This window comes from Peribacillus sp. FSL E2-0218 (genome assembly GCF_037992945.1).
Taxonomy (GTDB): Bacteria; Bacillota; Bacilli; order Bacillales; family DSM-1321; genus Peribacillus; species Peribacillus simplex_B.
Genome location: NZ_CP150304.1, coordinates 3,304,361 through 3,330,181, shown reverse-complemented (window position 1 = coordinate 3,330,181; position 25,821 = coordinate 3,304,361). Strand labels below are relative to the sequence as shown.

The following is a 25,821-nucleotide window of genomic DNA, read 5'->3' as shown; positions in this document are numbered from 1 at the left end:
AAACAAAAAAAGGGCAGCCATTGTGGCTGCCTTTTTTGTTTATTTCTTCACTTTAATCTTAGGTAGGATTTTATGCAACGGCGTTTTCTTTTCGGTATTCCAAGTCGATTCATCATTCGGTTCATATTGCTCCAAAAATGAGATGACTTCTTTTGTGATCGGGGTCGGTGTGGAGGCCCCGGAAGTGACAGCGACCGTTTGGGCATCTTTCAGCCATTCAAGCTTCAGTTCTGAAATATCGGCGATTCTATAGGCGGTCGTACTGGCAATTTCCTCGGATACCTGTGCAAGTCGGTTCGAGTTATTGCTCTTGGGATCACCGACGACGATTAAAACATCAGCTTTGCCAGCTTGCTGGGCAACGGCTTCTTGACGTACCTGTGTCGCTAAACAAATTTCCTTATGAACCTCGGCATGCGGGAATTTTTCCTTCACTTTATCCATGATATCCAATACATCCCATTGGCTCATCGTTGTTTGATTGGTCACGATGATCTTATCACTATTCAGTGTCAAAGCTTCAACATCTTCATCTTTTTGAACCAGGTGAACGACATCGGGAGCAACTCCGACTGCACCCTCAGGCTCAGGATGGCCCTTCTTGCCGATATAGATGATTTGATAGCCTTCCGCTTCTTTCTCGCGGATCAAGTCATGAGTTGCGGTAACATCCGGACATGTTGCATCAAGCGTCACCAGCCCTTTTTCTTTAGCGATCTTCCTGATCTCAGGGGAAACGCCGTGTGCAGTAAAGATGACGGTTCCGCTGTCCACTTGTTCGATGATATCGTTGCGGTTGCTACCGTCCAATGTGATGATGCCTTCTTCTTCAAATGCATCCGTAACATGTTTGTTATGCACAATCATGCCCAAAATGTAGATCGGACGTGGCAATGTTTTATCTAAAGCCGCATTACGGGCAATGACCATGGCATCGACAACACCATAACAATAGCCGCGCGGGGAAATTTTAATCACTTTCATCTATGTGTCCTCCTTCAAAGGCAAGAAACTCTCACTTTTTATACCTTTCTATTATATAAGACCATAGATGATATTACAAAACATCCTATTTGCATAAAATCAGGTATTGGTAAAATTTTATGGGAATTCATATATATAACTTGGGTCCGGACGTTCTTTCCCTTTGGCCGTCAGGACGAACCCGTGCGGTTGGTCCAGCCCCCAGCGGTTTCTCCTTTTTACTCGGCTCCGGGGTTTCCTCCACGTTTGTTTGTGTCACGGACTCAGGCTCGCCAGCCACGGATGTTTCCTGATTCTCGGTATCGCCAGCTGATGATATGCTCCGGAATACTTTCCACATGGACGGAAGGTTTTTAATCACGGGTCCGTATTGCTGCACCATGGGGGTGAACTGTTCGGCAGCCTGGAGCACCTTTTGCGTATTGGCCAGCATATTGTTCAAGGAATCCGGGTTTTTTAATGTTTCTAGAATTCCTCCTCCGCTGCTTCTGGATGAACTTTGGTTACTGGAAGCGGCAGGTGCGAATAAGTTTGGAGGAGCACCCTTTTGTTTGGACTTGCCAAGTATTTTCGACAGCAGGCCTTCCTTCTTTGCCTGCGGCATATCCTGGCGCTGCTGTTGGCCGAATGGTGCCCGGAACCCTTGTGGGCCTTGCTGGGCCTGAGGTCCATTCGGTGCAATTGGCCGCCGCATCGGCTGAAAAGCCTGAGGCATAGGAGTCGGCTGCCTGAATGGGACAGGCGGCTGCTGCATCCTCCGCCCGCGGGGTGGCCCGAAACCGGGTCCGGGTTGACGATTTCTATCTGGGAACATAAGTTTCACCTCCTCTGATTTTCTTTGCTGATGTTTTCTTCTCTATAAAATATGCAACTCGGCAAAAAAGGTTTGAGGAAAGAGTGACTGGGCTGTTGTGAAGTGGCCGGAAAGAAGGTAAGATGGTAACGGTAGTCTTTTAGCTCCATGTCTGCGGGGGATACGCTATGACCAGGACAGGGGCTTTTCGTTTGCAAGAGTCCATTTTAAGAGAACTAGCCCCAGCGCTTGCGCTTTTTGTGTACTACACCCAAGGTGCTTGCGCTTTTTGTGGAATCCAGCTCCAGCACTTAAGCTCGCTGAGAAAAAGATGATCGCCCTCATAAGGCAAAAAGCGCCTTCTGGGTCCATCCCTATTTTCATACGCGAGCTGACCAAGGTGCTTGCGCTTTTTGTGTGAAATTTATTATAATAACAGGACATGTCTAATGACTGACAAGGATAAAGGAGTTTTTTGATGAAACAAAACCAATTTGAACGATTTAATTTGAAAAGCTACATTCTAGATGCGGTTCGTACTTTAGGGTTCGATAAGCCGACGGAGATTCAGGAACGTGTGCTTCCGTCGCTTTTAAAGGGAACTAGCTTAATTGGGCAGTCTCAGACAGGTACAGGAAAGACACATTCCTATTTGCTGCCGATTATGAATAGGCTTGATGCAGGCAAGAATGAAGTTCAAGCGATTATTTCCGCACCAACCCGTGAGTTAGCGAACCAAATCTACAAAGAAGCTTTGAAAATTGCTGACCATTTCCCTGAGGATGAGCAGATTTCCGTTCGTTGTTTTATCGGTGGCACGGATAAACAGCGGATGATTGATAAGTTGAAGACACAGCCACAGCTAGTGATCGGAACGCCAGGCCGGATCAAGGATCTTGTTGAGGCCCAGGCGCTTCAGGTTTACACGGCTAAAATGCTTGTAGTCGATGAAGCGGACCTAATGCTGGACATGGGATTCATTGAAGATGTCGATTTATTCGCATCGCGTATGGCTGAAAAAATTCAGATGCTTGTCTTCTCGGCTACCATTCCTGAAAAATTAAAGCCGTTTTTGAATAAATATATGGAAAATCCGAAGTATGTTCAAGTCAATCCGAAGCAGGCGACTGCCGCGAAGATTGAGCATGTTTTGGTACCGCTGCGCCACCGTAACAGAGAGCAGCTTCTTCATGATATCATCGTCCGTTATAATCCATATTTGGCGATCGTATTCACGAACACCAAGAAAATGGCGGATCATGTGGCTAATTCCTTGATTGAAAAAGGGCTGAATGTCGGGCGTATTCATGGGGATTTAACCCCTCGTGAGCGTAAAAAAATGATGAAGCAAATCAATGATCTGGAGTACCAGTTCATCGTTGCGACAGATTTGGCTTCCCGTGGAATTGATATTGAAGGCGTCAGTCATATCATTAACTATGAATTGCCTTCAGATCTTGATTTTTATATCCATAGGACGGGAAGGACGGCTCGTGCTGGATATTCAGGCATTGCCACTACCATTTATGATACATCGGATGAAGACTCATTGAATCGTTTGGAAAAAATGGGCATTGAATTTCGTGATGCCGATATCCAGAACGGTGAGTGGGTTGATATAGAAGAACGTAATAAAAGGAAAAACCGTAAGAAACAGAAATCTGATATCGATGTTAAAGCGAGCAGGCATGTGAAGAAGCCTACGAAAGTCAAGCCAGGTTACAAGAAGAAAATTCAACGTGATGTGGAAAACTTCAAAAAACGCGAACGTCGTATACAGAGAAAGAAATAGGGGAGTAATCAGATGCTGAAGATTGGATCACATGTTTCAATGAGCGGGAAAAACATGCTGCTTGCTGCAAGTCAAGAAGCGGTTTCATATGGCTCCAACACATTCATGATCTATACCGGAGCCCCGCAAAATACAAGACGTAAAAAAATCGAGGATTTAAATATCGAAGCTGGAAGATTGCATATGGAGGAAAATGGCATAACCGACATCGTCGTCCATGCTCCCTATATCATTAACATCGGAAATACGACCAATCCAGCCACATACGAACTGGGTGTCAGCTTCCTGCGAAGCGAAATCGATCGGACAGAAGCGATTTGTGCAAGGCAAATCGTCCTTCATCCGGGTGCGCACGTTGGGGCAGGCAGTGAACTGGGGATCAAAAGGATCATCGAAGGTTTGAATGAAGTGCTGTCAGCGGATGACAAAGTTCAGATCGCCCTGGAAACGATGGCTGGCAAAGGTACGGAATGCGGCAGGTCTTTCGAGGAGCTGGCGATGATCATCGATGGTGTTACCCATAATGAAAAATTATCGGTTTGTTTCGATACTTGCCATACTCATGATGCCGGGTATAATATCATTGAAGATTTCGATGGTGTCCTGAATGAATTCGATAAATTGGTCGGAATCGACCGCATCAAGGTGCTGCACATCAATGACAGCAAAAATGAACGCGGCATGCGCAAGGATCGCCATGAAAACATTGGATTCGGCCATATCGGGTTCAAAGCGTTGAATGATATTGTCCATCATCCACAGTTAAGTGCCGTTCCGAAAATACTGGAAACCCCTTATGTAGGGGAAGATAAAAAAGACAAAAAGGCTCCTTATAAATTTGAGATCGATATGTTTAAGGGCAGTCAATTTGACGAAGACTTACTGGAAAAGATTAAAGGCCAATAATATTATAACTAGTAAAGGGACGGTTCATCATTGGAGATGAATCGTCCTTTCATTATGGAAATGCTTGTTAAAAGTTGGAGGTGAGCGTGTTGAAGAGGGATTCTATTTCCCTGGCTGTGCTTGCCCCGGCTACTTTGTTGATTTGTCCCAATACGTTTTGCCTTTGGCGTATATCAAAAATATTGATATTTTTACCTGCTAGAAGTGCAGTGATATCCTGTGCTTGTTTTTGTGTAAGTGCAACCTTATGCTGCTTGGCAAGGGAAAGCAGTTCATCGGGGCGAATATTATTGATTTTATGATTGACCATCATTTCGAATAATTTCAAACGATCTCCTCCTTTTTTAAAACATATGAGGGAGGACGGCGTATGTGAACATGAAACTTCGTTTGATTCACCGGAATTTGCCGGGGCTGATCATTTTTGGTGATTCACGGTGGAGAGGCATATATCCTGAGGCCCTGTTTCTTTACATCTGCCCTTCTTTGTTTTATACTAACGATTGTTAATCGTAATGATTCTTAAAAAATAGGTGATCTCTTTGGATAATGTAGTAAACCCAATAGTTAAAATAGAAGATGTATCTTACAAATATACAAAAGATCTGGTGCTTGAACATGTTTCGCTTGAAATTCCCAAGGGGGCATTCCTGGCAATCGTCGGGCCGAATGGCTCCGGAAAGTCGACATTATTGAAGCTGCTGCTCGGACTGTTCAAACTCCAAAAAGGTAAAATTGAAATATTCGGGGAAGACATACGACGCTTTAAAGCTTGGCAAAAGGTTGGGTTCGTTTCCCAAAAGGCGAACTCCTTCAACTCTGGATTCCCTGCGACCGTATTTGAAGTGGTGCAAAGCGGCTTGACCAAGAAAATCGGATTATTCAAGTTTGCAAGCAAAGAGGATAAAAGAAGGGTGAAGAAGGCTCTGGAATCCGTCGACATGCTCGGATATCAGAACCGCAATATCGGAGAATTGTCCGGAGGGCAGCAACAGAGGGTATTCATTGCGCGTTCACTGGTCAGTGAGCCGGAATTGATGATCTTGGATGAGCCTACGGTCGGAGTCGATTCAAAGAATGTCCATCAATTTTATGAAATGCTGGAGATGCTGAACAAAAAGTTGGGGATAACCTTGATTTTGGTAACCCATGATGTCGGCACCGTGACCGATAAAGTCACACATGTTGCCTGCTTGAATAAAAAGCTTCATTTTCACGGAGATGCCGGTGAATATAATGAACTGGATGAAAGCGAACTTTCATCCATTTATGGGCATGGCGTCCAATTGTTAAATCATGATCATTAAAAAGTTTTGGAGGATAGCCCAATGATATCGGGGATATTGCAATTTGAATTTTTGCAGAACGCATTCTTGACGGGAATCATAATCGGAGCGATTGCGCCATTAGTGGGCGTTTTTGTTGTGGTGAGGCGGATGTCGATGATTTCTGATGCGCTCAGTCATGTAGCGCTTGCTGGCATAGCGTTCAGTTTATTGCTGCAGAAGAGTTTTCTTTCACTGGCTGGATTGAATCCACTCTATATGGGGATGGCCTTTTCGGTTGGCGGTTCATTATTCATTGAAAAATTAAGAGGGGTTTATAAGCATTACCAAGAGCTTGCAATCCCGATCATTATGTCTGGCGGCATGGGTCTAAGCGTCATTTTCATATCGATTGCAGACGGCTTCAATACGGATTTATATGGATATTTATTCGGCAGTGTCAGTGCAGTCAGCCGGACGGACTTGTATGTCATCTTGGCAGTGGGGATCGTCGTTGTCTTGACCCTCACACTATTGTATAAAGAATTATTTCTGTTATCATTTGATGAAGAGCATGCCAAGGCTTCAGGAATTCCATATAAGGCCATCCATTTTATTTTTATCGTGATGGTAGCCCTGGTCATCGCCGCTTCCATGAAAATCATTGGCATATTGCTGGTTTCTTCGCTCATGACGCTTCCTGTGGCGGCTAGTCTCCGCTTTGCCAAGGGGTTTAAGCAAATGATCGGGTTCTCAATTTTATTCGGTGAGGTTTCAGTTGTTGGCGGTTTGTTTTTATCATACAATCTTGATCTCGCTCCTGGCGGCACGATTGTCATAATCGCTGTGCTAATTCTCATCTTGTCAATTTTGTTTGATAAGTGGAAAAATCGATAGATGGGGTGATGTTTTATGAACGTTTCTACGGCCATGCAATTACTAAAAGATAAAGGCTTTAAACATACTGGGAAGAGGGAAGAGATGCTTCAGCTTTTCTCTTCCAGCGATAAGTATTTAACAGCAAAAGATGTGCTGGAGAATATGAAACAGGATTATCCTGGATTGAGCTTTGATACGATTTACCGGAACCTTTCTTTGTTCGTTGAATTGGGGATATTTGAAACGACCGAGTTGGAAGGGGAAAAGCATTTCCGTTTTACATGCGGCCATTCTTCCCACCACCATCACTTCATTTGCTTGAATTGCGGTAAAACGAAAGAAATCGAAGTGTGCCCGATGCAGGAGCTGGAGGATAGCTTGAAGGACTACGACGTCTCGGGTCATAAATTTGAAATATACGGCCGCTGTCCCGCATGCAGTGTATCTGTAGAGGCCTAAAAAACCATTGACTTTTTAGTCAATGGTTTTTTTGTTTATTTGATGGTAACAGGCTTTTCTGCCAACCAGTTGGTCACCCAGAAAGAGGCCTCCTGCCAATTGTTGACCCGAATGACACGTTCCGGCACAGGGTCTTGGTTGTAGGGAGTATTGAATAAAATCACCGGTATTTTGCATTCTTCCGAAATGGCCACCGCATTATCATGCTTGTCCTCTAAAAAGAGATCGACTGCGAATTTCTTGGCTGCCGCCACTTTGTCGTGTGAGCCTACAAGCTCAATATGGTTATAAAGAACTTCATTCGTAGTGAACCAATCCTTCGTCACATCTAATAAACGGTTGCTCCTGGCACTGATGAAATAAAGGTCGGCCTGTTTTGCCCATTTTTCCAAAACATCCTTCGCCCCTTCAGCCAATAAAGACTCGGCATAGATGAGCGGCTCTGTCTCGAAGAACCATTTGGTGAAATCCTCCTTTGGAACGTTGACGAATGGGAGTAGATCATACTCCGTAATGTCTTCATAAGCTAAGTTCAGCTGAAAAGCTTTATTTAAAAAGGGGACCATCGAATCAGGTCTTGTGACAGTCCCGTCTATGTCGATGCCAAATCGTTTTTTCATGATGAATCTCTCCTCATCTAAAAGTACTTGTAATAGTGTAACATATACAATCATGGCTTTGGTAAAATCGCTAATTTATTTCCAAGACAAGAAACCATTATCACGTTGGATCGCCTGGCTTTTACATATACTATAACTGCTCCTACAAACGAAAGTGAGGGATGCACGAATGGAAAAAGATCCATACTCCAGTGTTGACGATGATATACGATTGAGCAAAGAAGACAGGGAACCGACTATTGTCGATGATCCGCATCATGAGCGGTATTATAATGAAGACGAACCTGCCGATGATCGCCGTTATGAAAATCGAGGGTCCGTGACCAATTTGGATAACCGTTATCACGAAGAAGCGTCAGCCGAGATTTCAACGATGCCTCGGAGAAGCAGGTCATATAAGGATGAGTCTGTAGTAGGGGCTGATGATTCCGGGGACGTCGCATCAAGAGGAAAAGTCATTGGTGTCGTAGCCTTGATCATTTCCATTTTATCGTTATTCATGATGCCTTTCCTTCTGGGGATTGCAGGGATCATTGTCGGGATAGTGGCCCGAAGCCGTGGATCGAACTTGGGTACATGGGCGATCGGCATTGGTGCCCTCTCCATCATCGTCGGCATATTCATTTTGCCGTTCTTTTAAAGAGAAAGCAAAAAACCCCGATGATGATTATCGGGGTTTTGCTTTATTTATTCAATAAAGCTGCAGCGGCAGCTTCCGCTCTTTGTTTTTCATAATACTCTTCAGCAATTTTGTCAATTTCCTTTTTCAGTTCCTCGACCATCGTTTCTTCAGGCACTTTCCGTACGATTTGCCCTTTTCTGAACAACAATCCTTCACCGCGGGCACCGGCTATGCCGATATCAGCTTCACGGGCCTCACCAGGACCGTTTACCGCACAACCAAGCACAGATACCTTAATCGGAGCTTTAATCGTCTGGATGTACTCTTCAACCTCATTCGCGATGGAGATTAAATCGATCTCGATGCGACCGCAAGTCGGACAGGAGATCAAAGTGGCCATGTTGGAAGCAAGTCCGAATACTTTCAGGAGCTCCCTAGCTACCTTCACTTCTTCGACTGGATCCGCGCTAAGGGAAACACGCACCGTGCTTCCGATGCCCTGGCTTAGGATCGCACCTAGACCGGCGGCGCTTTTTACCGTTCCGGAGAACAAGGTACCCGATTCGGTGATTCCCAAGTGTAGCGGGTAATCGAATGCTTTTGAAGCTTTTACATATGCCTCGATGGCTAAATTCACATCAGAGGCCTTCATGGACACGATGATGTCATGAAAATCGAGATCTTCCAGGATCTTGATATGGTGCAGGGCACTTTCGATCATTCCATCTGCCGTTGGGTAGCCATATTTATCGAGGATCTTCTTCTCAAGGGAACCGGCATTGACCCCGATCCGGATTGGAATGCCTTTCGCTTTGGCCGCTTTAACGACTGCTTCGACCTTTTCGCGGCGTCCGATGTTACCAGGATTGATCCTGATTTTATCGGCTCCGCCTTCAATGGCCTTCAGTGCCAGCTTATAATCGAAATGTATATCGACTACAAGCGGAATGTTTATCCGTTTTTTTATTTCAGGGATTGCATCGGCAGCCCTTTCGTCAGGACAGGCGACGCGGACGATTTGACATCCCGCCTCTTCAAGACGAAGGATTTCTGCTACAGTTGCTTCAACATCATGTGTTTTAGTAGTTGTCATGCTTTGTACGATAACTTCATTATTGCCGCCAATCGTTAAGTTTCCGACTTTAATTGGCCGCGTCTTGGTGCGATGTATGATTTCACTCAAGTGGAATTCTCTCCTTTAGGAAAAAATCAGTTTTGATTTTTAATTTGTTTCTCTGAAATATTGTATCAATGTACTTACCGTATGACAAGGAAATAGGATGCAATATCTTTTTTAATAAGAAGTATTTGATACTCCATGCTTAATCCCGATGTCTTCCAGAGCTTTTGAAAACGTGCAGGTCCCCCATGTTCAGGCTATTTATAAACAGGAATCTTATAGGTTTTGCCAATCTGCATATTTTCAGGCTTCATGCCTTCATTCAAACTCTGGAAATCGGAAATGATCGTTTCCATAGGCTTATTGTCCCCGCCTTTTTGCGTTTCAACGATGGAGAGTAAAGTATCTCCTGGTTTCATGGTAATTTCTTTGAAAGCTGCAGTCGGGGCAGGTTGCTGCTGACTTGCCGGGACGGCTGGCTGGACTGTGGAAGCTGGTGGTTGTGGAGTCGGCAGGGTGCCAGTAGTCAAATCGAAATAAATAATAAATAATGTGAAGCAAAATGAAATAAAAAGCAGTAGCCTTTTCAAATTTCCACCCTCCCAAGCTTGTCTTTACTTAAATATACTTGAAAGGGACTGATAGTATGCCTAAAAATGGGCATTTTCAACGTCAAGTATTTTTTGGGGGGTGGGCAACATCCTGTTTATTTGAGCAGGAGTCAAGAAAGATACTGATTTCCTTAGGAGTCAGACCTATTTCTTTTGCCTCCATGATGAGTGACAACCACTGCAAATCAAGGTAACTTGTCTTCACGTTTATCACCTCTTATAACCTAATTCATTTATCAACATCAGTATAGGTAAAACTAGCCGAGTATTTTGTCGAATTAAGGAGATATAAAAAAATGATGACTGCAGTCATATGAAAGAAAAGGGAATTGATGATCCTCTCAAAAGCAAAAAAACACAAAGATCGGATAGTCCTAAGTGACTTGATCTTTGTGCTGTTCTTGGTCAATCCATGGAGGCATCGGCCGAAGTTTCTTTAATGGATAAATAAAGCATCATCAATGTGACGAACCAGCTGATGAACGAAGCGAATGGGACCGTGGCGTGAAACGAATCCATGACGGTGAAGAAAATGGTCGAAAGTGTAATGCTGTATGCAGCGATTCTCCAAAGATGCCTATATGAAAGCGGCCGGCCAAGGGCATTTTTGAAAAGGAGACCGAAAGCGGCTACGATTGTCACTTTTATGAAGATTCCACTGGCAGTGAACAGGTATAATATAAGGAGCAGCAACGGGAGGATGATCGGCAGTACAGACTCGACGGAATCAAGCCAAGCTGAAATTTCCTGATTATCTCCTTCCAGTACAGAATAGGGGGAAGATTGCACGTTGCCCCCGGATACGAAAACAAGGTCGGATTTTAAAAGGGCCACAGCCTCGTCAGCTTTTTCAGCCACATCTTCCGGGGTCATAGTTCCGGTTCCATCCACGAAAATTTGATATCCATCTTTATTCAAGCTAAATGGCTCATCATTTTTTGTCGTCAATGTACCATTTTGGATCTTGAATTCCGGTAAGTCCTCCGAGACTGTTTCGTGCATGGCATCTATCCCATCAACGATCATTGTACCGAAATAAAAGGCAGAGGGAAGAAAGGCAAGGAGACTTACAAAAAATACGTATAAAATCGTTTTGCCGATCCCTTGGTTTTGAAAGGAAGCGATATCTTTAGGGGAATATAAGCTTACCCAAATTTGTTTGAATATGTTCAATTTTTTCAGCACCTAACTTTATAAGATTCCTAACCAATTTTAACTATATGGGGAAAATAAAACAACCTGTATGAAGAGTCATTGGTTTCAACTAACAATAAAGAGGCAATTATGGAGAGATAGAGGCAAACTTAAATGAAATGAGAAGGGGCGTTTTGATTGTGGATACACTATTTTGGATAATTATTGTCCTTATGTTCATAATGGGCTTTGTCGGTCTGATTTTTCCAATCATACCAAGCGTTTTATTCATATTTGGCGGAATCGTGCTTTATGGTCTTTTTTATTCCTTTGCCCCGTTTGGCTGGTTTTTCTGGACCGTCCAAATTTTATTCGTCATCCTTTTGTTCGCGGCGGATTATATCGCAAACATGGTTGGTGTCAAAAAATACGGCGGCACGAAAGCTGGTATTTGGGGCAGTACGATCGGACTTCTTGTCGGCCCGTTCGTGATTCCATTCCTCGGCATCCTGATCGGCCCCTTCATCGGTGCCTTTCTGGCAGAGATCCTTGTCCATAGAAAAGATCCGGTCACTGCATCTAAAATCGGACTCGGCTCTGTCGTTGGTTTTATTAGCAGTGTGATCACGAAAGGCATCATCCAACTACTGATGATTGGATATTTCCTATTCGTGGTATTCTCATAGGAAATAAAATCGCAAAACGAGGCATAAGGTTTGAAACGTTTACAAAAATTTGATACTCTAATGCTAGCGAGCTTCAGTATCTTATCTGAAGCCCTCAAAAAAAAAAACAGCTTACATAGGGAGGAATTTTATTATGGCTTTTGAACTTCCACAATTACCGTACGCATATGATGCATTGGAACCACACATCGACAAAGAAACAATGAACATTCACCACACAAAACATCACAACACATATGTGACAAACTTGAACAATGCTCTTGAAGGCAACGAAGAGCTTCTAAGCAAAAGCGTTGAAGAAATCGTCGCTAACCTGGATGCAGTACCTGAAGCGGTTCGCACTGCTGTTCGCAACAACGGCGGCGGACACGCTAACCACACTTTATTCTGGGAAATCCTTTCACCAAACGGCGGCGGTCAGCCAACTGGTGAATTAGCAGATGCCATCACATCGAAATTCGGCAGCTTCGACAGCTTCAAAGAAGAATTCGCTAAAGCGGCTACTACTCGTTTTGGATCTGGCTGGGCTTGGCTTGCAGTCAACAATGGCGAGTTGGAAGTAACAAGCACTCCGAACCAAGACAATCCGTTATCTGAAGGCAAAACGCCACTTCTTGGATTGGACGTTTGGGAACATGCTTACTACCTAAACTACCAAAACCGCCGTCCTGAATACATCAATTCTTTCTGGAATGTTGTAAACTGGGATGAAGTATCAAAACGCTACAACGCTGCTAAATAAGCAGTCGGAATTAAAAAAAGACAGGATCCCCTTACGTGGGATCCTGTCTCAGTTTGTAGACAAAAGGGGTTCGGAATTAAAAAATTCCGAACCCCTTTTGAAATTCCTTTGAAATTTTGACCAAAGGTTACGAGATTTGGGCTCTTCGAGCCACTATGTTAAGCCATTTTAGGACCTTGCCATGTCCAAGTGGCCATCTTCTTTAAATTCATGGCAGCGAAAGTAAGCATCGCCTGCATCGACAATTTTTTAAGTCCCCTTAAAGTAGTCCAACGCATACCATGCTTTTCTTTTGCATCTGCGAATACACGCTCAATCGTTTCTTTGCGTTTCGCATATATAGGTTTTACCTCTTGATGATGACGCAGATGATCTGCTTCTTCCACATATGCTTGCCAGATATGCCGTGTCACTACTTTTTGATGGTCTTTGCTTTCCGTACACCGTGATAAAAATGAGCATGTTGCACAAATTTGTTTTGGCGATTTGTATTCGCGATAGCCCTCTTTATTTGTTGTTGAGTACTTTAAAGTTTCTCCCGAAGGGCAAAGGTAACAATCAAAGTGTTCATCGTAAACATAGTCATGTTTGCGAAAGAATCCTTCTTTTGTACGAGGACGTGTATAGGGTAAAGCAGGTGTGATTTCTTTGTTAAATAGGTAGCTTGTAATCGCTGGTGTTTTATAAGCTGCATCTGCGGCAACTGCTTCTGGTTTTCCAACTTTCTCAATCACTTGCTCAACAAGTGGCTCCAAAATATGACTGTCATGTGTATTACCAGGTGTTACAATCGTTCCCAATACAAAACCGTTGCCGTCTGCGGCCGCATGGAATGAATAGGCAAACTGTTTTGTTCGTTCATCTTTCACATAGTAGCCACTCTCAGGATCCGTAGTACTTTCTTTAATTGCTTTGGTTTCTTCCTTATCAAATTTATCTGGTGGAAAAGGCTTCTTTCCGTGGTTTTCACGATCTTGATTGATTTCTTCTTGAAGACGTCCTTGATACGCTCGTGTTTCTTTACGAACGATTTTCTTTTCAAATTTCCGTTTATTCGCACTGGCTTTCACATGTGTGGAATCCACGAAAACGTGTTCTACACTTATTACCTTTTTATTAGCAGCTGTCATTAAAATGCGACAGAAAATCTGTTCAAACAGGTCTGTATCTTTAAAGCGTCGCTCATAATTTTTTCCGAACGTAGAGAAATGAGGCACTTTATCATGGAAACCATAGCCTAAGAACCAACGATAAGCCATATTGGTTTCAACTTCTTCAATCGTTTTACGCATGGAACGAATACCGAAGGTATATTGAATGAAAGTCAGTTTAACTAAAATAACTGGATCAATACTTGGGCGTCCTACCTCTGAGTACATATCTTTCACCAAGTCATAAATGAAAGTGAAGTCAATGGCAGCCTCCATTTTACGAACCAAATGGTTCGGTGGCACCAGTTGATCTAAAGTAATCATTTCAAGTTGATCTCGCTGAATAGAATCATGTTTAGAAAGCATCCTCATCACCTCAAGTTTTAATCCTTCAATTTTAAAACAAAAATGACTCCAGTCAAAAGTGTTCTATCTAAAAGGTAAGACAAAGTTGATTGGAGCGGGTGTTCGAGACTCCTGCGGGAAAAGCGCGTCTAGGGGAGACCCCGCAGGCAAAGCCGAGGAGGCTCCCCGACCGCCCGCGGAAAGCGAGTGCCTGGAGTGGAAATCAACGTCTAAATTGTACAGGCCATAAAAATAGACAAACTCGATTTTTATCGAGTTTGTCTACAGTCTGAGACAGGATCCCCTTACGTGGGATCCTGTCTTTTTTTGTGTTTTCTTCTCTTAGCTGAAATCACCAGAACCGCTCCACTCGCGAGTAAACCCCAAAAATTCGTTTTGCCAATCGAAGAGTTTTCTTTGCACTGTTTTGGATGGGAAGAGCGAAAAGGAAAACAGTATAAGGGCAACTACTTCTCTGTCGTCGCCTTCGTCTTGCCAATCGAAGAGTTTTCTTTACTTTTTTTTTACATAAATCCCCTTGTTTTTTCAAACACTAGAGTGGAATTTAAAGGAGAGTTAAAACAATGGGTATTTTAGAGAGATGGTTGGGTGAAGCGGGAGGGAAGAAGGATCTGCACCTGCTTTTGTTTATCGGCGGACTGTACAGCCTGAGTATTGCTTTGTCCAATACATTCGTTAATGTGTACTTGTGGAAACAATCCGGTCAAATTGTTGATATTGCTGTATATAATCTAACCGTGGTGCTTTTTCAACCGCTGACGTTTGTTTTTGCCGGCAGGCTGGCGAAGAAAGTGGATCGAATCATTGTATTGCGTCTTGGTGTTATCTTCTTGGCCCTGTTTTATTTATCTGTCCTTTTGGTCGGGACGAGAGCCACGGATTTCATTTGGCTTCTTGGTGCATTGATCGGGATAGGGTATGGGTTTTATTGGCTGGCGTATAATGTCTTGACTTTCGAGATTACCGAGCCGGAGACGAGGGATTTCTTCAATGGTTTTCTGGGGATTTTATCTTCTCTTGGAGGAATGATTGGTCCGATTCTTTCAGGGTTCATCATTTCGAGGCTTGAAAAATTCACGGGGTATTCCATTGTATTCGGATTATCATTGCTTTTGTTTTCCGTTGCCGTTTTTCTTAGCTTTTCGTTAAAAAGGCGTCCTGCTCATGGGAAATACTTTTTCCTAAGGATTTTGAAAGAGCGAAAAAACAATCGGAATTGGCTGCTGATCACTCGCGCCCACTTTTTTCAAGGGCTGCGAGAGGGTACTTTCATGTTCATCATTTCAATTATCGTTTACATCCAGACGGATAGTGAACTTGCTTTGGGGAGCTATGGTTTATTGAATTCCGCCATATCATTCGTTGCGTATTTTCTCGCTTCTCGGTATATAAAACAACCGATGCGAAAAAAAGCGATCTTTATCGGCGGAATCCTGTTATATGCGGGGATTTTGCTGATCGCATTTGATGTTACCTTCGGAAAGCTTCTCATTTATGGGGCAATTGTGGCGACCGCCTATCCGATCCTGCTCGTCCCATACATATCCTTGACCTATGACATCATAGGCCGGGCATGGCAAGCTGCGGACATGAGGATAGAATATATTGTCGTCCGGGAGCTATTCGTCCATTTTGGAAGGATCGTATCCATTTTAGGGTTCATTTTATCCGTCCTGTTTTTTGACTTGAAGCAAGTCCTGCCGATTTATTTGTTGATCGTGGGGGCAGGGCATACGATGATATATTGGTTTGTGCGGAAAATCGATATCAACGACCAAGATTGAGAAAGGGGCCCAAAGAGGCCTCTTTTCCATGAAGCATGAGCCGTAAGTCACATTTTGTCGAAAGTGGGTCAGATGTTTAATATTTCTAGAACACTAAGGTAGAAAAAAATAAGAATGTTCTATAGAATAGTAAAGGACCATTATGACTATGTAAAAAGGATGTGTGGCTTAGTGTGAATAAAAAGAAAAAGAAAAAGACGCATGTGCCTTTCAGATTGAATATTCTTTTCTTTTTAGTGTTTGTTTTGTTTTCCGCTCTCATTTTACGCTTAGGTGTCGTGCAGATTGTGTATGGCGATGATTACCGGCGTGAGATTGAAAGAACAGAGGAAGTGACCGTGAATAATTCGGTGCCCCGTGGGAAAATGTATGACCGAAATCTGAAATTGATGGTCGACAACCAACCACTGGATGCAATTACATATACACGAAAGCAAGGTACGAAACCAGCAGAAATGGTGGAAACCGCCGAGAAACTTGCGAAGTTGATCGAAAAAGATACGGATAAAGTGACTGAGCGCGATAAGAAGGATTTTTGGATAATGAATAATCCAAAGCTGGCGGAGAAAAAGGTTACCGATAAAGAGAGAAAGAAAGTCGAAGAGGGTGAGCTGAAAGAGAGTGATTTGTACAAGCTTCAGCTCGACCGGATTACGGGGGATGAAATAAAACTTTCCGATAAGGATATGGAAACCCTCGCTATTTACAGGGAATTTGCCAGCGGATATGCACTTACGCCGCAGATTGTGAAAAACAAGAAAGTATCGAAGGAAGAATTCGCCAGGGTGAGTGAAAACCTCGATTCGCTGCCTGGTGTGGATATATCGACGGATTGGGATCGTTTTTATACGTATAATAAGACACTCAAATCGGTATTAGGTAAAGTATCTTCTTCCGAAGAAGGTTTGCCGAGTGAAAGTCTCAATTATTATCTGGCGCGTGATTACAGCCGGAATGACCGTGTAGGAAAGAGTTATATCGAGCTTCAATATGAGGACATCCTCCAAGGGCAGAAAGCGAAAGTAAGGAACGTGACCGACAAATCGGGAAATGTCGTCGACTCCGAGGTGGTTTCTGAGGGTCAGCGCGGAAAAGATCTTATCTTGACGGTTGATATGGATTTACAGCTGGCAACCGAGGAAATCATTGAAAAGCAATTGATTGCCAAGAAAAAATTGGGGAACACGAAGTTTCTCGATAGGGCGTTCGTCGTGATGATGGATCCTGATACAGGGGAAGTCCTGACGATGGCGGGCAAGAAAATTGAGAAGGATCCGAAGACCGGTAAATCCTCCATAGAAGACTTCGCCTTAGGCAATATCACGACTTCCTATACGATGGGTTCTGCCGTGAAAGGTGCCACCGTCTTAACGGGATACAAGCAGGGAGCGATCCAGCCGGGCACCGTCTTTTATGATACGAAATTGAAGATCAAGGGTACAAAGGCTAAAGGATCGTACAGTAATTTCGGGAACATCAATGATTTGACGGCGTTGAAGGTGTCTTCAAACGTTTATATGTTCAGGACGGCGATCAATATCGCCGGTGCCCACTATGTGCCGAATGAGCCATTGAATATCAGTTCAAGCGCCTTTTCGACGATGCGTAATTCATTCTCACAGTTTGGCTTGGGTGTGCGCACGGGAATCGACCTTCCAAATGAAATGGGCGGGTTCAAAGGCTCGGAAACATCACCAGGTAAGCTGCTTGACCTTGCTATCGGGCAGTATGATACGTACACACCGATGCAGCTTGTTCAATACGTTTCCTCCATTGCCAATGGCGGAAACCGTATGAAGCCACATATGGTCAAGGAAATCCGTGATCCGGTCGATAATAATGAGGAATTGGGACCTGTCGCCGAAGACGTTTCTCCGACGGTCATGAATCGCCTGGATATGAAAGAAGACTGGATCAAGCGCGTACAAAGCGGTTTCGAGAAGGTTTCAATGGAACAAGGCGGGACAGCTTATAGGTTCTTCGGGAATAAACCGTACACAGTCGCTGCTAAAACAGGGACGGCTGAAGCGTTCTATGATGGACCGGACCGCGAGAAGTTCAGTGAGCCTCAAGATACGATGAACATCACGATGGTGGGCTATGCACCTGCTAAAAATCCTGAAGTTGCATTTGCGGTCGTCGTACCGTGGGCATATCAGGGCCATACGGGTCATGACATGAGTAAAGAAATTGGTAGGGATATCATGGACACGTATTTCAAACTGAAAAAAGAACGGGCTAAGAAGGAAACGAATAAAGATGCAGAAAAATCGACTGATTTGAAAGTGGAGAATGGAAAAGACGTACAAAAGGATCAGGCAGAGGTCAGAAAAAGCCAGAAAAATGAATGAATGAAGTCAAAACACGTTTTCGGATAAACCGAAGACGTGTTTTTTTTTTCTATTTTGCCCATTATCAATGCGAATCCGGCATCTTTACAATTAACACACAATAATTTACTGAATATTTACAATCCCTTCAAACGGGGTTTACAGACTAAAAGTATGATTTGGTTGTAGGACAAAATATTCATATAAAAAATTCTTAGGGGGACTTACAAATGAGACGTTTCAAAGGTGTGGCGATGACTGTAGTGATGGGCGGAGTAATTGCAGTGGCTGCGGGTTGTGGATCTGATGATGCTAAGACAAGCGGCAGTGAAGCAAAAGGGTCAAGCCAGCTGCAAGGGGAAGTGATCACGGATGGTTCTTCTACGGTCTTTCCGATCATGGAGGCAGTGGCAGAAGAATATATGAGTGCCCAGCCTGATGTCAAAGTTTCCGTTGGATCATCAGGAACTGGCGGCGGTTTTAAGAAATTCATCGCCGGTGAGACGGATTTAAGTAATGCCTCACGTCCGGTCAAAGAAGAAGAAAGTGCAATGCTTGATGATAAGGGAATTAAATATACAGAATTGAAACTGGCATTTGACGGCATTTCAATCGTCGTCAATAAAGATAATGACTTCATTGATTCACTTACGGTTGAAGAATTGCAAAAGCTGTGGGTTGATGATGGCAAGGTGAAGATGTGGTCGGATATTCGCCCTGAATGGCCGAAGGAAGAAATTAAATTCTACTCCCCGGGAACAGATTCGGGCACATACGATTATTTCAATGAAGTGATCCTGGAAGAAAAACCGATGGTGGAGAATGCGACGCTATCCGAAGACGATAACGTCCTTGTACAAGGCGTGGAAGGTGATAAGAATGCGATCGGATTCTTCGGATTTGCCTACTATGCTGAAAATAAAGATAAGCTGAAGATCATTTCCATCGATAACGGAAAAGGCGCTGTAGAGCCAACTCATGAAACGATTAAAAGCGGGGAGTATGCACCATTGTCCCGTCCGCTTTACACATATGTCGCCAACAAGTCTGTAGCGGAAAAAGAACAAGTGGCCGACTATACAGAATTCGTCATTGAAAATGCAGGGGAACTTTCCGAAGAGGTGGGGTATATAAGCCTTCCGGAAGAGGAGTACCAGAAAGATCTTGATAAATTGAAGGAACTGAAAAAATAATTGATATTACAGGCTATCAAAAATCCCGCCTTGGCAAGGTGAAGGCGGGGGCAACGGCTTGTAAATCCAAATATTGCGGGTCTGAAATGGAGGATGCAAGTTGGAACTGAGAAAAACAGAAACCTATTCTGTACAACAAATGATCCTGGAAAAGAAAAGCAAGAAAAAAATAAATGTAGAAAAAATCATACCGAAGCTCTTGTTCCTTATGGCGGCCATTTCCGTTTTCACTACAATCGGGATTATCCTGACGCTCATATTTGAAACATTCATCTTTTTTGACAGGGTTTCGATCGTCGAATTTTTCACGGAAAGCAAGTGGCTCCCATTTGCATCTGTTCCTTCATTTGGAATCATGCCCCTTGTCGTTGGGACGTTGAAGATTACGGTGATAGCTGCGGTGGTTGCCGTTCCGATAGGGCTTGCAACAGCCATTTTCTTGAGTGAATATGCATCTGAGAAAACACGGAGGATCATCAAGCCGATATTAGAAGTTTTAGCCGGGATTCCGACTATCGTTTACGGCTTCTTTGCCTTAACTTTTGTAACACCGGTTTTGCGGGATCTATTTCCTTCCCTTGACATGTTCAATGCCTTAAGTCCCGGGATCGTTGTAGGAATCATGATCATGCCGATGGTGGCCTCTTTGTCAGAAGATGCCCTTGTTTCAGTACCAAAGTCGATTCGCGAAGGTGCGTATGCGCTTGGTGCAACGAAACTTGAAACGACCATTAAAGTGGTATTGCCGGCGGCCATATCCGGAATTGTCGCATCCATCGTGCTTGGCTTATCCAGGGCGATCGGCGAGACCATGATCGTGAGTGTGGCAGGGGGCTCGACCCCGAGCATGAATATGGATGTCACTTCATCGATTCAAACGATGACCGCCTATATCGTACAGGTCAGTTCAGGGGATGCAGGGTATGGGACAACGATTTACTACAGCATCTATGCGGTGGGAATGACACTGTTCGTCTTTACGCTTGTTATGAATTTACTGGCGCAGTTCATCTCTCGCAGATTCAGGGAGGAATATTAAGACATGAAGCTGATAAATAAAAGTCATGTTGCAAAAAAGATGCCCGTAAGGCTGGCGGTCAACACGATATGTAAAGGATTGTTTTTCTTGGCAACACTGGTTGGCCTTATCGTATTGGCCATCTTATTTTATCGGATATTCACTCAAGGAATTGGCCATTTGAATGGGGATTTCCTGCAGAATTTCGCTTCGAGGAAGCCAGAGGAAGCTGGGATAAAAGCGGCCTTGATCGGGTCGATCTGGTTGATGGCCGTCGTTGCGCCCGTTTCGCTTATGCTTGGTGTAGGGACGGCCATTTATTTAGAGGAATATGCGAGGAAGAATTGGATCACCACTTTCATCAAAGTGAACATCTCCAATTTGGCAGGGGTTCCGTCGATCGTGTTCGGATTGCTTGGCTTAACGGTTTTCGTCCGGGCTCTAGCATTGGATCGGTCCGTATTGGCGGCAGGCTTGACGATGAGTCTCCTCGTCCTTCCCGTTATCATCGTGGCTGCCCAGGAGGCGATACGTGCCGTCCCGCGTGATTTAAGGGAAGCTTCCTTTGGGATGGGAGCAACAAAATGGCAGACGATACGTAAAGTTGTCCTGCCAGCTGCCATACCTGGCATATTGACGGGCGGAATACTTGCTTTATCAAGGGCAATCGGAGAAACGGCTCCATTGGTTGTGGTAGGTATCCCACTGTTCATCGCCTTTTTGCCGCAAACGGTGCTGGATACATTTACCGTGCTCCCGATGCAAATTTATAATTGGACATCTCGTCCACAGGAGGAATTCCAGCAGGTCGCTGCCGCAGGAATCATCGTATTGCTCATCTTGTTGATTTTTATGAACTCAGTCGCGGTCCTGATTCGAAATAAATTCCAGAAAAGATACTGAACGAGGAGGAAGGTAGAATGAATATGACCTTAACGAGAGAAAAAGAGTCAACAGCCATCGCGACGGATGCTGTACAACCCGCCGCCTTACCGGAAAAGGTATATGAAACGTCCGATCTCAATTTATGGTATGGGGAAAACCACGCTTTGAAAAATATTAACCTTGATATGCATCAAAATGAAGTGACAGCCATCATCGGGCCTTCTGGATGCGGAAAATCCACCTATATCAAAACATTGAATAGAATGATCGAATTGGTACCGGATGTCAAAACGACAGGTCAGATCAAATACCGGAACAGAAATATCCTGGATCAGTCATACAGGGTTGAAGATTTACGGACACAGGTGGGCATGGTCTTTCAAAAACCTAATCCGTTTCCTAAATCCATATACGATAATGTGGTCTACGGACCAAGAACCCATGGCATCAAAAACAAAAAGATACTGGATGAAATCGTTGAAAAGAGTTTAAAAGGGGCAGCCATTTGGAATGAAGTGAAAGACCGGCTGCACGAAAATGCCTACGGACTTTCAGGTGGACAGCAGCAGCGCCTTTGCATTGCCAGGTGTTTGGCAATCGAACCGGATGTCATTTTAATGGATGAACCGACTTCTGCCCTTGATCCGATTTCCACCCTGAAGATAGAAGAATTGGTCCAGGAACTGAAAAAGGACTTCAGCATCATCATCGTCACCCATAACATGCAGCAAGCGGCGCGTATTTCCGATAGAACGGCCTTCTTCTTAAACGGGGAAGTCGTAGAGTACGCCAATACCGACACCATTTTCTCCAATCCGGATGATAAAAGAACGGAAGACTACATTACAGGGCGCTTCGGTTAACGAGAAAGGGTGATAATCATGATCGTTCGTGAAAATTTTGAACTTCAATTGAAAGAGCTTCAAGAAAAAGTGGTCGATTTGGCCAACCTAGCTTCGGATGCCATTTCAAAATCATTCGCTGCGCTGGAAAATAGGGATGCAGAAGCGGCATTGGAAGTCATTGAAGATGATACGAAAGCGGATTTACTGGAAGAGGAAATCAATGATTTTGCGATTTTGCTGATTGCTAAGCAGCAGCCTGTTGCCATTGATCTAAGAAGGATCATTGCGGCCATAAAAATTGCCTCCGACATTGAAAGGATGGCAGACTTTGGCGTCAATATCGCCAAGGCGGCAATCCGTATCGGCGATCAGGAGTTCATCCTCCCTTTGACACCGCTGCAACAGATGTATGATATCACGCTAAAGATGATCGAACTCTCGATAGAAGCATTCGAGAAGGAAGATGTCGTGTTATCCAGGGAAATTATCGAAATGGATGAAGAAGTCGATCGTTTTTATGGAGAAATGATTCGCAGCCTTCTCCGGCTTTCTGATGAAAAGAACCTTCAGCAGGTCACGCAGCTCTCATTCATTGCCCGCTATTTGGAAAGGACTGCGGATCACACGACCAATATCGCCGAAAATATTTATTTCCTTGTAAGAGGTAGATACATCGGCAGAAATGACTGATCCAATCCGCAAGTGAAAAAAGAGGCTTTGGAAAAAGCCTCTTTTATTATTGATTAATGAGATAAAGTATTGGCCAATTGCCGATAAGACATCGTATTCGTGACCACGAACTCACCGATTTGAATTTTTTTCGAGAAGCCATGCTCGTTCATGTAAGCCTCAAACTCAGATGCATCATCGATGATCTTTTTCTCGAAAAGCCGCTTGGCAATTTCAGTTGTGGTCATATTCGATTTGACTTTTATGGTATAGGAGACGATAGCCGATTCCTCCGCATTCGGAGAATGATCGGTCTCCTTTGACGGCTGGACAGTTTGCTTCGCTTCTTCATGGGGAAGCGAGACAACGAATCCGTCATTCTCGAGCATTTCCTTCGCTTCCTCAATGGTCACATTGGTTTCTTTCAATAATCCGGTTCCATAGTAACAGCCGGCAAAGATGCAAGTCGTGAAGATGATTCCGGTGGAAATGCCCTGCAGTCTTGCCTTAAACATCTTCATTTCCCCGCATTCTATGCTGTTCGATGACCGATAGGGTTTGTTCCTCGGTTAAGGAGGATTGTTTAGCGATTTGGGCCAAAGAAAGCCCCTGCCCGTATAGGGATAGAACTTGGCTCTTTAGAATCTCATGAATCGCTTCGGAATTCCTGGAAGTGACCGTTGGCTGTGTAATTTGGGCTTTTACGGCAGGAAGGGGATCACCCTCGATGACGAATTCCTCTTCAAGGATCTTCACTTTCTTTTTTAATTGATAGATATCCTGCATATAGGTTATCGTCATCTGTTCTAAATCTTCTTCTAATTTGGCCACCTTATCTTTGCTGAAAAACGAAAGGATAAGAAGGATGACGGCCAACGAGAAGAGAAGGATGATAAGGGTTTCCATGTTTTCACCTCAGAAGATAATTTTCGACATATACTTATATTTTACACATATTTTAAAAAAAATGGAGATTTTCATATTTTTTATATCCTGTACAGGGGTAGCACCCGCCATTTTTTTGCCTGTCTTGTTTTAAAATCATGTCGAAACGTATCAAGAACCTAGCCATGAAAAAAAAATGGCCATGAAAACGGGCATAAAACCTTTGCTAGATAACTTGCATAAAATTCGACAAAATGTGTTTATTGTCCATCAGCTCAATCAGTGCTAACATGAAGGTAGAATAAATCGAAAAACGAATATTTTGAATATTTAGACTCATTGAACCCATAAGGAAATGGTGTGCAGATCCAAGCGTGGATTCTTTCACTGTCAGCGCCTAACGATAAGCTGTTTAACAATAGAGAAGAAGAAGGGATGATTATATGAATTCGTTATACGCATATATGCCGCAGGGTAACCAAGATCTGTATCGTAAGGGGTTAAAGGCTGGTTTATGGATGGATGAGAGTTTTGATTGGTATCCTGAGGAAGATATGATGAGTCATCCGAATGGGGAGATACGGACACTGCTACAAACGTTTACACAAGGCCAGGTGACCTTTTCGAAGTTCACGATCAGGAATACCTCATTCGAGACGAAGCGGCCAAAAGTATTTTTTCACTATGAAAACGCTTTCGAAAAGCAGGCAGTGGCTTTTTACAGCCCCAATGAACGGGCCATATTACATGTAGCACCCCGTTCCATTGCCTTATTAGGCGGTCTCGTAAAAGGGAAAAGCATCTCTCAATATTGCATTCAAGGCAAGGGAAGCCTTTATCAGGAGGGGTGTTTCAAATCATTGAAAGAAGGGCTGCTTGCTTACTCACCGCTTGCGAAAGGGGAAGTGACCAGCATGTTCACGTTGGAGACGGAGATTCTGCCGAAGGAATGTGTCGAAGCGGTGGCCTGGGCGATTCATGCTGAAACGAAGGAGGAAGCCAAAGTCATCAATAATCAGCTTCTACTTACAATGCAAAACGTTACGAATTGAAATGGATAAAAGTTAATGTGCGATTTCCCAAAAAACATACTAGCAATTCACATGGAATAATGCTATTATAGAAAAGTCCTATGTGAAAAAGTCAATATGTTTGGAGGGAAATACACATGCGCGTGAATATTACATTAGCTTGCACTGAATGTGGAGACCGTAACTATATTTCTAAAAAAAATAAACGTAACAATCCAGACCGTCTTGAGCTTAAAAAGTACTGCTCAAGAGAAAAACGCAGCACGACTCACCGTGAAACAAAGTAAGCAACAGGATTTTTCCTGTTGTTTTTTTTATGCTTTTTTTTACGTTCTTACCGACGTTCTGTAAACGAACTGCTATTATGGAATAATAAAGCAGCAGAGCAAAGGAGTGGGTAACGATGAAAGATAACAAGAAAAGGCTTCGACAGGAAGTGAAATCCCTCTTGATGGGGCTGACCGATGGGGAACATGAAGAAGGATCGAACAGGATAGCTGAAAACTTATTTTCGTTGGAAGAATGGAAAAAGGCAAAAACGATCGGCATCACGATTTCCATCCATCCCGAAGTGCCAACAGAACGGATCATCGAACAAGCGTGGAGTGAAGGCAAGGAAGTGGCGGTACCAAAATGTGAGCCCGATAAAAAGACGTTGCAATTCAAAAAAATATCCTCCTTCAAAGAGCTGGAGTCTGTATATCATGGGCTGCTTGAACCTGTAGCCGAAACAGCCAAGGTGACGAAAAGCGAAATGGATGTAGTGATCGTCCCCGGCCTCGCTTTTACGAAAGAGGGGTTTCGCCTCGGCTTCGGGGGCGGCTATTATGACCGGTACCTTCCCGGCTTCAAAGGAACCACGATGGCCCTTGCATACGAAATTCAGCTTGTGGATGAGCTCCCGATAGAGATGCATGATATGGCAGTCGATAAGCTCATTACCCCATCCAAGGTCCTGCAAACGTCCGTCCAATAGAAGATGTTTGATTTTTATCACTTTTAGCTCATAAAAATCCTCTCCTGTATCACACTAATGATAGGAGGGATTGCT

Annotated in this window: 29 protein-coding genes; 18 read left to right on the top strand and 11 right to left on the bottom strand. The window is 43.8% G+C overall.

What is annotated here, in order from left to right; genetic code table 11:
• Nucleotides 1–39 precede the first annotated feature (39 nt).
• Nucleotides 40–984 carry a 4-hydroxy-3-methylbut-2-enyl diphosphate reductase gene (locus MHI53_RS16040; protein WP_061140667.1) on the bottom strand — a complete coding sequence of 315 codons (945 nt, stop codon included), beginning with the start codon at nucleotides 982–984 and terminating at the stop codon, nucleotides 40–42.
• Between the two features lie 127 nt (nucleotides 985–1,111).
• On the bottom strand, nucleotides 1,112–1,798 hold the full coding sequence (gene vrrA / locus MHI53_RS16035) for a VrrA/YqfQ family protein (RefSeq protein ID WP_061140666.1): 687 nt from the start codon (nucleotides 1,796–1,798) through the stop codon (nucleotides 1,112–1,114).
• Between the two features lie 457 nt (nucleotides 1,799–2,255).
• On the opposite strand from vrrA, the gene MHI53_RS16030 reads away from it, so the two are divergent.
• Together MHI53_RS16030 and MHI53_RS16025 are read left to right on the top strand one after the other, a co-directional pair.
• Nucleotides 2,256–3,569, top strand: coding sequence for a DEAD/DEAH box helicase (locus MHI53_RS16030; RefSeq protein WP_061140665.1), 1,314 nt, complete (start codon nucleotides 2,256–2,258; stop codon nucleotides 3,567–3,569).
• Nucleotides 3,570–3,581: 12 nt separating this feature from the next.
• Nucleotides 3,582–4,475 carry a deoxyribonuclease IV gene (locus MHI53_RS16025; RefSeq protein WP_340371725.1) on the top strand — a complete coding sequence of 298 codons (894 nt, stop codon included), beginning with the start codon at nucleotides 3,582–3,584 and terminating at the stop codon, nucleotides 4,473–4,475.
• 67 nt (nucleotides 4,476–4,542) lie between these two features.
• Here the strand turns inward: MHI53_RS16025 and MHI53_RS16020 are convergent, their stop codons facing one another.
• A complete protein-coding gene (locus MHI53_RS16020) occupies nucleotides 4,543–4,803 on the bottom strand; it encodes a DUF2624 family protein (protein ID WP_061140663.1) in 261 nt (86 codons plus the stop codon).
• 214 nt (nucleotides 4,804–5,017) lie between these two features.
• On the opposite strand from MHI53_RS16020, the gene MHI53_RS16015 reads away from it, so the two are divergent.
• Genes MHI53_RS16015 through MHI53_RS16005 form a run of 3 tightly spaced genes read left to right on the top strand, consistent with a single transcriptional unit; the run spans nucleotide 5,018 to nucleotide 7,078 of the window.
• A complete protein-coding gene (locus MHI53_RS16015; RefSeq protein WP_340371724.1) occupies nucleotides 5,018–5,782 on the top strand; it encodes a metal ABC transporter ATP-binding protein in 765 nt (254 codons plus the stop codon).
• A gap of 21 nt (nucleotides 5,783–5,803) precedes the next feature.
• Nucleotides 5,804–6,637: a metal ABC transporter permease gene (locus tag MHI53_RS16010; RefSeq protein ID WP_061140661.1), complete on the top strand. Its 834-nt coding sequence runs from the start codon at nucleotides 5,804–5,806 to the stop codon at nucleotides 6,635–6,637.
• Between the two features lie 15 nt (nucleotides 6,638–6,652).
• Nucleotides 6,653–7,078, top strand: a complete 426-nt coding sequence (locus MHI53_RS16005) for a Fur family transcriptional regulator (RefSeq protein WP_061140660.1) — start codon at nucleotides 6,653–6,655, stop codon at nucleotides 7,076–7,078.
• 35 nt (nucleotides 7,079–7,113) lie between these two features.
• Here MHI53_RS16005 and MHI53_RS16000 read toward each other — a convergent pair whose 3' ends face one another.
• On the bottom strand, nucleotides 7,114–7,698 hold the full coding sequence (locus MHI53_RS16000; protein ID WP_061140659.1) for a hypothetical protein: 585 nt from the start codon (nucleotides 7,696–7,698) through the stop codon (nucleotides 7,114–7,116).
• A gap of 169 nt (nucleotides 7,699–7,867) precedes the next feature.
• On the opposite strand from MHI53_RS16000, the gene MHI53_RS15995 reads away from it, so the two are divergent.
• Nucleotides 7,868–8,338, top strand: coding sequence for a DUF308 domain-containing protein (locus MHI53_RS15995; RefSeq protein WP_260320091.1), 471 nt, complete (start codon nucleotides 7,868–7,870; stop codon nucleotides 8,336–8,338).
• 43 nt (nucleotides 8,339–8,381) lie between these two features.
• Here MHI53_RS15995 and ispG read toward each other — a convergent pair whose 3' ends face one another.
• From ispG to MHI53_RS15975, 4 genes are all read right to left on the bottom strand, one after another.
• The gene (gene ispG, locus MHI53_RS15990) at nucleotides 8,382–9,494 is read right to left on the bottom strand and encodes a flavodoxin-dependent (E)-4-hydroxy-3-methylbut-2-enyl-diphosphate synthase (RefSeq protein ID WP_185113029.1); all 1,113 of its coding nucleotides are present in this window, start codon (nucleotides 9,492–9,494) and stop codon (nucleotides 8,382–8,384) included.
• Between the two features lie 203 nt (nucleotides 9,495–9,697).
• A complete protein-coding gene (locus tag MHI53_RS15985) occupies nucleotides 9,698–10,030 on the bottom strand; it encodes a hypothetical protein (RefSeq protein WP_061140657.1) in 333 nt (110 codons plus the stop codon).
• Nucleotides 10,031–10,112: 82 nt separating this feature from the next.
• Nucleotides 10,113–10,256 (bottom strand): anti-repressor SinI family protein, encoded by a 144-nt coding sequence (locus MHI53_RS15980; protein WP_340371723.1) that lies wholly within the window; start codon nucleotides 10,254–10,256, stop codon nucleotides 10,113–10,115.
• A 200-nt stretch (nucleotides 10,257–10,456) separates the two neighbouring features.
• Nucleotides 10,457–11,224, bottom strand: coding sequence for a DUF1189 domain-containing protein (locus MHI53_RS15975; protein ID WP_185113012.1), 768 nt, complete (start codon nucleotides 11,222–11,224; stop codon nucleotides 10,457–10,459).
• 161 nt (nucleotides 11,225–11,385) lie between these two features.
• Here MHI53_RS15975 and MHI53_RS15970 point away from each other — a divergent pair, with 161 nt between their 5' ends.
• Nucleotides 11,386–11,871 carry a DUF456 domain-containing protein gene (locus MHI53_RS15970; RefSeq protein ID WP_061141025.1) on the top strand — a complete coding sequence of 162 codons (486 nt, stop codon included), beginning with the start codon at nucleotides 11,386–11,388 and terminating at the stop codon, nucleotides 11,869–11,871.
• Nucleotides 11,872–12,004: 133 nt separating this feature from the next.
• On the top strand, nucleotides 12,005–12,613 hold the full coding sequence (locus MHI53_RS15965; RefSeq protein ID WP_061140655.1) for a superoxide dismutase: 609 nt from the start codon (nucleotides 12,005–12,007) through the stop codon (nucleotides 12,611–12,613).
• A 158-nt stretch (nucleotides 12,614–12,771) separates the two neighbouring features.
• Here MHI53_RS15965 and MHI53_RS15960 read toward each other — a convergent pair whose 3' ends face one another.
• Nucleotides 12,772–14,130, bottom strand: coding sequence for an IS1182 family transposase (locus tag MHI53_RS15960; protein WP_340371509.1), 1,359 nt, complete (start codon nucleotides 14,128–14,130; stop codon nucleotides 12,772–12,774).
• 563 nt (nucleotides 14,131–14,693) lie between these two features.
• On the opposite strand from MHI53_RS15960, the gene MHI53_RS15955 reads away from it, so the two are divergent.
• From MHI53_RS15955 to phoU, 7 genes are all read left to right on the top strand, one after another.
• The gene (locus tag MHI53_RS15955) at nucleotides 14,694–15,914 is read left to right on the top strand and encodes an MFS transporter (RefSeq protein WP_340371722.1); all 1,221 of its coding nucleotides are present in this window, start codon (nucleotides 14,694–14,696) and stop codon (nucleotides 15,912–15,914) included.
• Nucleotides 15,915–16,087: 173 nt separating this feature from the next.
• Nucleotides 16,088–18,265 (top strand): penicillin-binding protein 2, encoded by a 2,178-nt coding sequence (locus MHI53_RS15950; protein ID WP_340371721.1) that lies wholly within the window; start codon nucleotides 16,088–16,090, stop codon nucleotides 18,263–18,265.
• A gap of 209 nt (nucleotides 18,266–18,474) precedes the next feature.
• Complete coding sequence (locus MHI53_RS15945) at nucleotides 18,475–19,437, top strand: PstS family phosphate ABC transporter substrate-binding protein (protein WP_061141974.1); 963 nt, start codon at nucleotides 18,475–18,477, stop codon at nucleotides 19,435–19,437.
• A gap of 139 nt (nucleotides 19,438–19,576) precedes the next feature.
• Complete coding sequence (pstC, locus tag MHI53_RS15940; RefSeq protein WP_061142097.1) at nucleotides 19,577–20,476, top strand: phosphate ABC transporter permease subunit PstC; 900 nt, start codon at nucleotides 19,577–19,579, stop codon at nucleotides 20,474–20,476.
• Nucleotides 20,477–20,479: 3 nt separating this feature from the next.
• Nucleotides 20,480–21,358: a phosphate ABC transporter permease PstA gene (pstA, locus tag MHI53_RS15935; protein WP_061141975.1), complete on the top strand. Its 879-nt coding sequence runs from the start codon at nucleotides 20,480–20,482 to the stop codon at nucleotides 21,356–21,358.
• A gap of 17 nt (nucleotides 21,359–21,375) precedes the next feature.
• Nucleotides 21,376–22,203, top strand: coding sequence for a phosphate ABC transporter ATP-binding protein PstB (pstB, locus tag MHI53_RS15930; RefSeq protein WP_061141976.1), 828 nt, complete (start codon nucleotides 21,376–21,378; stop codon nucleotides 22,201–22,203).
• An 18-nt stretch (nucleotides 22,204–22,221) separates the two neighbouring features.
• The gene (gene phoU / locus MHI53_RS15925) at nucleotides 22,222–22,875 is read left to right on the top strand and encodes a phosphate signaling complex protein PhoU (RefSeq protein ID WP_061141977.1); all 654 of its coding nucleotides are present in this window, start codon (nucleotides 22,222–22,224) and stop codon (nucleotides 22,873–22,875) included.
• Nucleotides 22,876–22,928: 53 nt separating this feature from the next.
• On the opposite strand, the gene MHI53_RS15920 is transcribed toward phoU, so the two are convergent.
• The gene (locus MHI53_RS15920; RefSeq protein ID WP_340371720.1) at nucleotides 22,929–23,375 is read right to left on the bottom strand and encodes a hypothetical protein; all 447 of its coding nucleotides are present in this window, start codon (nucleotides 23,373–23,375) and stop codon (nucleotides 22,929–22,931) included.
• On the bottom strand, nucleotides 23,362–23,760 hold the full coding sequence (locus tag MHI53_RS15915) for a hypothetical protein (RefSeq protein WP_340371719.1): 399 nt from the start codon (nucleotides 23,758–23,760) through the stop codon (nucleotides 23,362–23,364). The genes MHI53_RS15920 and MHI53_RS15915 overlap by 14 nt, the downstream gene beginning before the upstream one ends.
• A gap of 422 nt (nucleotides 23,761–24,182) precedes the next feature.
• Here MHI53_RS15915 and MHI53_RS15910 point away from each other — a divergent pair, with 422 nt between their 5' ends.
• The 3 genes from MHI53_RS15910 to MHI53_RS15900 all read left to right on the top strand — a co-directional run bounded on the left by MHI53_RS15910 (nucleotide 24,183) and on the right by MHI53_RS15900 (nucleotide 25,746).
• On the top strand, nucleotides 24,183–24,791 hold the full coding sequence (locus MHI53_RS15910) for a hypothetical protein (RefSeq protein ID WP_061141980.1): 609 nt from the start codon (nucleotides 24,183–24,185) through the stop codon (nucleotides 24,789–24,791).
• A 116-nt stretch (nucleotides 24,792–24,907) separates the two neighbouring features.
• Nucleotides 24,908–25,057 carry a 50S ribosomal protein L33 gene (gene rpmG, locus MHI53_RS15905; RefSeq protein WP_028391797.1) on the top strand — a complete coding sequence of 50 codons (150 nt, stop codon included), beginning with the start codon at nucleotides 24,908–24,910 and terminating at the stop codon, nucleotides 25,055–25,057.
• A gap of 116 nt (nucleotides 25,058–25,173) precedes the next feature.
• On the top strand, nucleotides 25,174–25,746 hold the full coding sequence (locus MHI53_RS15900; RefSeq protein WP_340371718.1) for a 5-formyltetrahydrofolate cyclo-ligase: 573 nt from the start codon (nucleotides 25,174–25,176) through the stop codon (nucleotides 25,744–25,746).
• Nucleotides 25,747–25,821: the final 75 nt, after the last annotated feature.